The sequence below is a fragment of the Kitasatospora sp. NPDC002522 genome (genome assembly GCF_053595195.1).
Map to the genome: position 1 here is coordinate 1 of NZ_JBSFXE010000047.1, position 6,944 is coordinate 6,944.

Sequence of the window (6,944 nt, forward strand, 5' to 3'; positions counted from 1 at the left end):
TCCGCGGACGGCCACCGCGCCTCCTTAGCTCAGCTGGCCAGAGCACCGCTCTTGTAAAGCGGGGGTCGTCGGTTCGAACCCGACAGGGGGCTCAGGCTCCGCAGCAGGTCAGAGGCTTACGGGCAAGAGAATTGGTCTAGACAAAACCCCCTCCAGGGCCTCCTGGAGGGGGTTTTGTTGTCCGGTGGGGACAGGGTGAGGACACGCCGTCAGGCGACCTTCCCGGTGGGGACGCGCGACCGCACCCGGTCGTTCGCGGAGGCCGCCACCGGAGCAGCTTCCCGTGCGCCCACCGGCACCTCGGCGGCTGGAGCGGAGCCCCGCACAACGGCCACGATGGAGGCAGCCACCTTGGGGAGCAGCACGCCCGCGCCTGGTGCCAGCGCCCGCAGGATCTCCATCACGGAGTCGGTGACCTCGTCGCCGGACGACTCGGGGAGATCGCTTGAGCCCCCGCGAGGAACGACGGACAGGGGAGCCTCGGCGTTGGCCCGGTCGAACTGCGGCATGAGCGCGGTGTAGGAGTTCGCGGTGAGGTTGTACGAGGAGTGGCCCAGGAGAGCCTGGATCGCCTTCATGGCGAGACCGGCCGCCAGGGACAGCGAAGCCGCCAGCGCCCGCAGGCCCTTGAGGTTGATCGGCAACAGGTCGTGCTTCTCGATGAGCCGGTCGAATATCTGCGAGACGGTGTCGGGGTGGTACGGAGTGCCGTCCTCAAGGGTGAAGACCTTCCCGGAGTTCGTCCACGCCTTCGCGCCGTCCTTCTCCCACTCCTCCCGCTCCTCCTGCTGGCGCTGCTTCCAAGCGAGCAGCAGCCGCCATGTCTCGGAGTCGAGGGTGATGGTGCGATCGCCGCTCTCGCTCTTGGGGGTGTCCTCCCAGACCTCCACCGAGTCCGTCACCAGGTTCTCGATGACGTGGATGGTTCCTGCTTCCTCGAGGTCAGTCTCGGCCCACGACAGGCCGAGGGCTTCCCCGCGGCGGAGCCCCCGGAAGGCCATGAGGTGGAACAGGGGGTAGAGCCGGTGCTCGGTGACCAGGTCGAGGAAGCGGCCCGCTTGCTCGGGCGTCCAGATCATGACCGGGCCGGGGATCTTGCCGGTCTCCCGGTACGCCTTCTCGCGGGCCGGGGTCCAGACGAGCGGCTTGGGCCGGATGTACTTGGGCAGGACGACGCCGGTTGTGAAGTTCTCCGCGATCAGCCCTTCGATGATCGCGGCCTTGAAGGCCCCGCTGAGGGTGTTCTTGAGCTTCAACTGCGTTCCGGGACCGGTGATGTGACGCGGCTTCGCGCGTGCAACCTTCAGGGCTTCCTGGGCGGCCTTCCAGTCGGCCCGCAGCGCCGGGTCCTTCCCTCGCCCGCCCGCCTTCCACGCTGCGTGGGCCGCGCGCTCCGCGACCAGGGCGGCGTTCGCCTCCTCCTGGTTCTTCTGGTGCGCGAGGTTCTGTTCGGTGATGCCGCGGAACATCGCCTTGACGTGCGTGACGCCCAGGTCCCGCATCTTCACCTTGCCGAAGGCCGGTATGTAGACGCGCTCGATGTAGTCCCCGTAGTCGTTGCGGGTGGAACGCTTCAAGTCGGTTCGCTCGGTGAGGTATCGGCGCAGGAAGTCCTCGGCGGTCTCGTCGGAGAGGACGTCCACGCCGTCGTTGGCGAGCAGCCACAGCTTGGTGGCTGCCTCCTCGGCCTTGGTCTTGGACTCGAAGCCGCCCTTGCGGGGCCGTCGGCGCTTCCCGTCGGGCCCGGCCGGCAGCTCGACGTAGTAGTACCAGGAGCCGTGGTCCCGCTTGCGCAGCTCTGGGCAGTCGTCGCCCAGTGCCCGGAGCTTGGGCTGCCCGTCGGCTGCGAACTCCGTGTTGCCCGCGTCATCGGTCACCGCGACCTTGCAGCCGCACCGGCGGTAGGTGGTGCCCTTGAAGACCGGCTTCTTCGCCAACTCGCTTATCCCTTGCCTGTCGATCGTGATGCTTCTGTCTGGTGAGACCACGAGTGGCACGTGATCTCGCCGGTTTTTCACGGTTGACTGTTATGTTGCGCGGCTTGTAAGACAGCTTCTGTATGCTGCAAGGACGCTGGCGTGGGGGAGACAACGGCGGAGAGAGATGGCTGACAGCGACGCCAAGAGCGTTGGCCAGTCGAGGGACACGGCGCAGGGTATGAGCGAGGCCGAATTGCTGGCCCTGCCCACAGCGGTGAGCGTGCAGATCGCGGCCCGCGCGCTCAACATCGGGGTGAACAAGGCGTACGAACTGATCCGCGACGGGGAGTTCCCGGTGCGGCTGCTCACGCTGGGCAAGACGATCAAGGTCCCGACGGCGGCCCTGCGTTCCTACCTTGGCGTCGAGACGGCTGTGCCGACCTCGCACTCGGAGGCATCATGATGTATCACGATCCGTGCTGACCTTTACTCGTTTGACCTCCAGTTGTGTACCCTACTTTGGCTAGCTGGCGTCAAGTGCCAGGGGCGCGGCGAGGGCGTGGAGGCCAGACATGCCGAGGTTGTACGGATTCGCCGACGCGGCGCGTACCACCCTGATCGACGAGGAAGCGGCTGTGCTGCAAGCAGCGGGACGCCGCCGCCTGGAAGGGCAGTCGTGGTACGAGATCACCGCGTGGATGGAGGCGGAAGGCCACCTCTCCACGATGGGCAACCCCATGAGACCGGGCACCCTCGCGGAGGTCTTCGCCAATCCCGCCGCTGCCGGACTCAAGCGGACAGACTCGGGCGAGCTGGTGAAAACCGGCGGGCCGGCAGCCATCTCGCCCGAGATGTTCGTGAAGGTGGCCGAGCTCAACGAGTCCCGAAGGCCGGCCACCCGCAGGGACGATCAGGACTACCTGCTCACCGGCGATCTGTCGGTGACCTTCGACTGCGGGCTGTGTGGCACCCCGCTGTCCACTTCGCCCTCCAATTCGGGCTCTCGGGGGTACCGGTGTAAGCCGAGCACTCGCCAGCACCCTGGCGGCTGCGGCCGGGTCCGCCTGAACGCCGACCTCGGTGAGAAGTACGTCATCGAGCACGTGCTCGCCGAACTCTCCAAGCCCGAGGTCCGCGCCGTGGTCGAGGCCGCCAAGGACAGCCTGCTCGCCGAGATCCCTGGCTTGAAAAAGCGCCTGGAGGAGGACAAGAAGGTGCGCCGTGCGATGTCGGCGCAGTACGCCAAGGCCAAGGAAGTCGCCCACCAGGACCTGGCCGGGGGCGTGCTCGCCGACGTGGAAGAGGCGAAGCAGGAACTCGCCCGGCGGCTGCAAGAGGCCGAGGCGGTGGTGGACGAGCGCATCGCGCGGGACTCCTCCCGACTCCGGTTCCTGAGCCAGGTCTCGCTGGTGCCCTCGGCCGACGTGCCCAGCCTGATCCGCTGGTGGAAGCACGCGCCGTTGAAGTCGCGGAAGGCCCTGATCGGCGCGATGCTCGAACGGATCTCGGTCTACCCGGGAGGCAGGGGTTCCCGGACGGTCGACGCCGACCGGGTGGCGCTCCAGTGGCGGAAGTGGGACGAGACCGCCGCCCAGTAGCCCCGAAGGGCGTACCGGGCGGCGGGCCGGTCAGCGGTCGACTGCCGCGCCGCGGCTACCCGCCAGCGACACACAGAGCCCGATGACGACGAACAGGATGTAGAGGCCCGCCATGGGCGAGGAGATCGCCTTCTCCGTGCTCAGGCGCCACGGGTGGGACAACTGCACGGCGATCAGGTACCCGCCCTTGCTGATCGAGTAGGCGACGCAGGACGCTCCGCCGAGCGCGACCAGGGTCAGCCCGTAGCTGGCCGTGCGCCGCTCCCGCCAGGAGTGCACCGCCAACCCTGCGGACAGCACGGCGATCTCCAGGCCGGCGAGGGCCGCGAAGGCGAGGTAGGTCAGCAGGTAGGCCACGATCTGCGGGTTGTCCGCGTTGTCGGTGGTGAACTCCCGGCCGGAGTCGTTGGCCGTGCGGAACTGGAGCGTCAGGGCGACCGCGATGATGGCGACCAGGGTGAAGCGCGCCCACACTCCGCTGGGGATGTACGGCTTCTCGTACACCCAGTCCACGATCATGATCTGGAGGCTGGCGCAGAAGGCCACCGCGCCCAGGTGCGCGAGCAGCTTCGCGCCGCCCGCGACGCCGGTCAGCTCGTTGAAGGTGTCGGCGACGGCAGGGATCGCGATCAGCGACCCGAGGAAGCAGACCGCGAGTGCCACAACCCTCGACCAGCGGGCGACTCGGTAGGTCGCCTGCGTGCGCCGCCGCCAGGCGTAGCGCAGACACAGGGCTGTTCCAAGAGCCGTTGCCAGCGAGCACACGCCAAATATGAGCCCGTCCACGGGGGTTCACAGTCCTTCCAGGTCATCGGCTGCCCGCTGGGCAGCCTCGGCGAGACTGAGCCGGCGTCGCGGCCGGCCCTGTCGTGGTTGATCGATCCCTGCTGGCGGTACGGGGATCTCAGGCACGCATTCAGGCAGGCCGCGCTTGCGGCGGATTGCCTGGACGTAGCACATGACGTCAGTCATGTCCTCTACGTCCAGACCGTCCATCAAGCGGACCGCATCGCGCGCTGCCTTGTGCTCGGAGAGGACGCGCAGGGCCGTCAGGTCGTTCCATCCGGGGAGGAACCAGGCGGCCGGGGCGTCCAAGGCCCGAGCGAGAGCGGTGATCGTAGCCGAGGTGGGGTTGTCGTTCTGTCCATTTATCAGGTCGTTTACCGCCGTGTGTGAAACGGCGGGCCGAAGGTAGCCCGGCTCGGTCGTCCATCGGGAGATGTCGCGTGCACTGGGGATGTGGCCGTCTGGATCTCGACGGAGGCGCAGCATTAACTGCAACTTCGCGGCCAAGCTGGTCGCGGCGGCAGCAGATTCACTGCCCGTCATGAACCATCCCCCTTGATATGCCTACGTCCGGTTTGTACGCCTCCGGCCCCCTTCGGCGTCGAACCAGCCCCCTGTGAAGACCTTATGAGATTAACTTGACACTTAAATCACCTCGGGCGCAAGATCCTTCCTTCGGTGGAGGTGCCGCAGTGGCCGGGGGCTGCGTTGGAGCGTCCGCTGCGCGCCTGACTGGCGGCGGCGGAGAGGGGGACGGGCGATGGTCGAGCTGGATGAAGGGCGAATCCGGCTGCTGGCGAGGGAGAGGCCGAACGTGATCGAGGCCGGCGGGAGCGGGAGTTCGCCGGAGGAGGTGCCGGAGGGGGCGCTCAGGGTGGTCGCCGCCCTGGCTGTCGCGAGCGGCGAATCCGCGGTGTGCTCGCCAAGGGGGGAGTCGGACTAGCGGGCTCCCCGCAGTCCGTGAAGATAGGTGACACGACTGCAAGCTTGGTGCTAACTTCTCACACGTCGGCAAGGATTCGCAGTTGCGGAGGACTTGTCGGCCCGTGCTGCGCACGGCCTTCTCGCTCTCCCCGTGGGTGGTCGACCCCCCGCGCCCCGCCCACGGGGAGCCCACCGCGCGATCGCGGATCGGCGGGAAGGTCCGCGCCGCATTCGAACCAGGCCCGCCCCGGCGTCCACGACGGGGCGGGCCTTCGCATAGGTGGACGCGCGAGGGACGTGATGGTTGCAACGCCGACCGGACATGCTGAATCCGCCCTGTATCGCCGGCTTCTCGCCGAGCGGTACGGGCCCCTGTCGAAGCTCCTGGCCGAGGAGTATCCGGCGAGCCTGATGCCGAGGGAGGAGCCCGATCCGGTCGAGGAGGTGGCGCTCTCCGGGGTTGATCCGGATGCCGCCACCCATCGCGCCCTCCTGGAGGTTGCGCTGAGCCGACCCCGAAGGCGCGTTGCGACCTCCGACCTCTCCCGGCCCGCCGCGCCCGAATCGCCGGAGGCTTGGAGTCGGGTGTGCCTCGCCTGCCGCTGTGTCGTCACCGGCGGCGCGACGGCCTACCGCGCCCACTGTGGCCGCGAGAAATGCCAGATTGCGCAGAATTTCCGGGAATTGAATTCCCGAATTTAATTGCCGCCATTTATTGCAATAGAGGTGAATGCGACTAAGATATAAGTATCAAGTTGAAAGCCACCGGACAGGCCGGGGCTGAGAATGGAGCAGAAAATGTTCAAGCAGATCGAAATCGGCCAGATCGCCCCGAACCCGGAGCAGCCGCGGAAGTTCTTCGACCCGGAGAAGCACGCGGAACTGGTCACCTCGATCAAGGCCGTCGGCCTCGTCCAGCCGATCACCGTCCGGGAGGTCGAGGGCAAGGAGGTCCCCTACCTGATCGTTGCGGGGGAGCGGCGCTGGCGGGCGGCCCAGGAGGCCGGCCTGACCTCCGTCCCGGTCCAGGTCCGCGAGGCCAACGAACTTGAGGCCCACGTCCTCGCCATCACCGAGAACGTGGTGCGCGCTGACATGACCATCCTGGAGGAGGCCGCCGCCTACGCCGACCTCGCCGCGCTCGGTTGGGACGCGGACAAGATCGCCAAGCAGTTCGGCAAGTCCAAGACCCACATCCAGTGGCGCCTCGGGCTCCTCACCCTGCGGGCCGAGGTCGCCGAGATGGTCGAGAAGGGTCAGATCAAGCCGAACCTCGCTTGGCACATTGCCCAGCTGAGCCCGCAGCACCAGATCATCGCCGCCAACCGCTACGTCCGCGGGGACTTCGACAGCGAGATCGAGGCCGCCAACTTCGCGCAAGGGCTCCGCATGGCGGAGCAGCAGACGAGCATGATCACCGAGGAGGGCCCCTCCCTGGAGGACCAGGAGAAGAAGGCGAAGAAGAAGGCGCAGGCAGCCGACAAGCTGTCCAGGGTGGAGGCGATCATGCCGCTGCTGGAGGAGCTGACCACCCAGAAGCCGGAGGACCTGGCGGCCATCCTCGGCGGCGAACTCCCCCGGTATGTGCGCGAGCTCGACAGGCTCGCCAACCGCGTGACCCTGGCCCGTCGGATCGTCCGGCAGGCCAACGGCATCCACGACGCCGCCGAGACCGTCGCCAAGACCAAGGCTGCGGCTGAAGCCCCGAAGACCCCGG

General features: G+C 67.5%; 7 protein-coding genes and 1 tRNA gene. 5 read left to right on the plus strand and 3 right to left on the minus strand.

Features of this window, described 5'->3' with window-relative positions:
- Window positions 1–18: 18 nt before the first annotated feature.
- Window positions 19–92 (plus strand) — tRNA-Thr (locus ACWD4U_RS29715).
- Between the two features lie 117 nt (window positions 93–209).
- On the opposite strand, the gene ACWD4U_RS29720 is transcribed toward ACWD4U_RS29715, so the two are convergent.
- Window positions 210–1,937, minus strand: coding sequence for a site-specific integrase (locus tag ACWD4U_RS29720; protein WP_363452243.1), 1,728 nt, complete (start codon window positions 1,935–1,937; stop codon window positions 210–212).
- 166 nt (window positions 1,938–2,103) lie between these two features.
- On the opposite strand from ACWD4U_RS29720, the gene ACWD4U_RS29725 reads away from it, so the two are divergent.
- Both ACWD4U_RS29725 and ACWD4U_RS29730 read left to right on the plus strand, forming a co-directional pair.
- A complete protein-coding gene (locus ACWD4U_RS29725) occupies window positions 2,104–2,382 on the plus strand; it encodes a helix-turn-helix domain-containing protein (RefSeq protein WP_363452245.1) in 279 nt (92 codons plus the stop codon).
- 118 nt (window positions 2,383–2,500) lie between these two features.
- Window positions 2,501–3,517 carry a recombinase zinc beta ribbon domain-containing protein gene (locus ACWD4U_RS29730; RefSeq protein ID WP_449787349.1) on the plus strand — a complete coding sequence of 339 codons (1,017 nt, stop codon included), beginning with the start codon at window positions 2,501–2,503 and terminating at the stop codon, window positions 3,515–3,517.
- Between the two features lie 30 nt (window positions 3,518–3,547).
- Here the strand turns inward: ACWD4U_RS29730 and ACWD4U_RS29735 are convergent, their stop codons facing one another.
- Together ACWD4U_RS29735 and ACWD4U_RS29740 are read right to left on the minus strand one after the other, a co-directional pair.
- Window positions 3,548–4,180 (minus strand): hypothetical protein, encoded by a 633-nt coding sequence (locus ACWD4U_RS29735; RefSeq protein ID WP_363452248.1) that lies wholly within the window; start codon window positions 4,178–4,180, stop codon window positions 3,548–3,550.
- Between the two features lie 129 nt (window positions 4,181–4,309).
- A complete protein-coding gene (locus tag ACWD4U_RS29740) occupies window positions 4,310–4,846 on the minus strand; it encodes a hypothetical protein (protein ID WP_363452249.1) in 537 nt (178 codons plus the stop codon).
- Window positions 4,847–5,527: 681 nt separating this feature from the next.
- Between ACWD4U_RS29740 and ACWD4U_RS29745 the strand changes: the two genes are divergently transcribed.
- Both ACWD4U_RS29745 and ACWD4U_RS29750 read left to right on the plus strand, forming a co-directional pair.
- A complete protein-coding gene (locus tag ACWD4U_RS29745) occupies window positions 5,528–5,929 on the plus strand; it encodes a hypothetical protein (RefSeq protein ID WP_363452250.1) in 402 nt (133 codons plus the stop codon).
- A gap of 96 nt (window positions 5,930–6,025) precedes the next feature.
- A partial coding sequence (locus tag ACWD4U_RS29750; RefSeq protein ID WP_449787350.1) for a ParB/RepB/Spo0J family partition protein occupies window positions 6,026–6,944 on the plus strand: 919 nt, incomplete at its 3' end.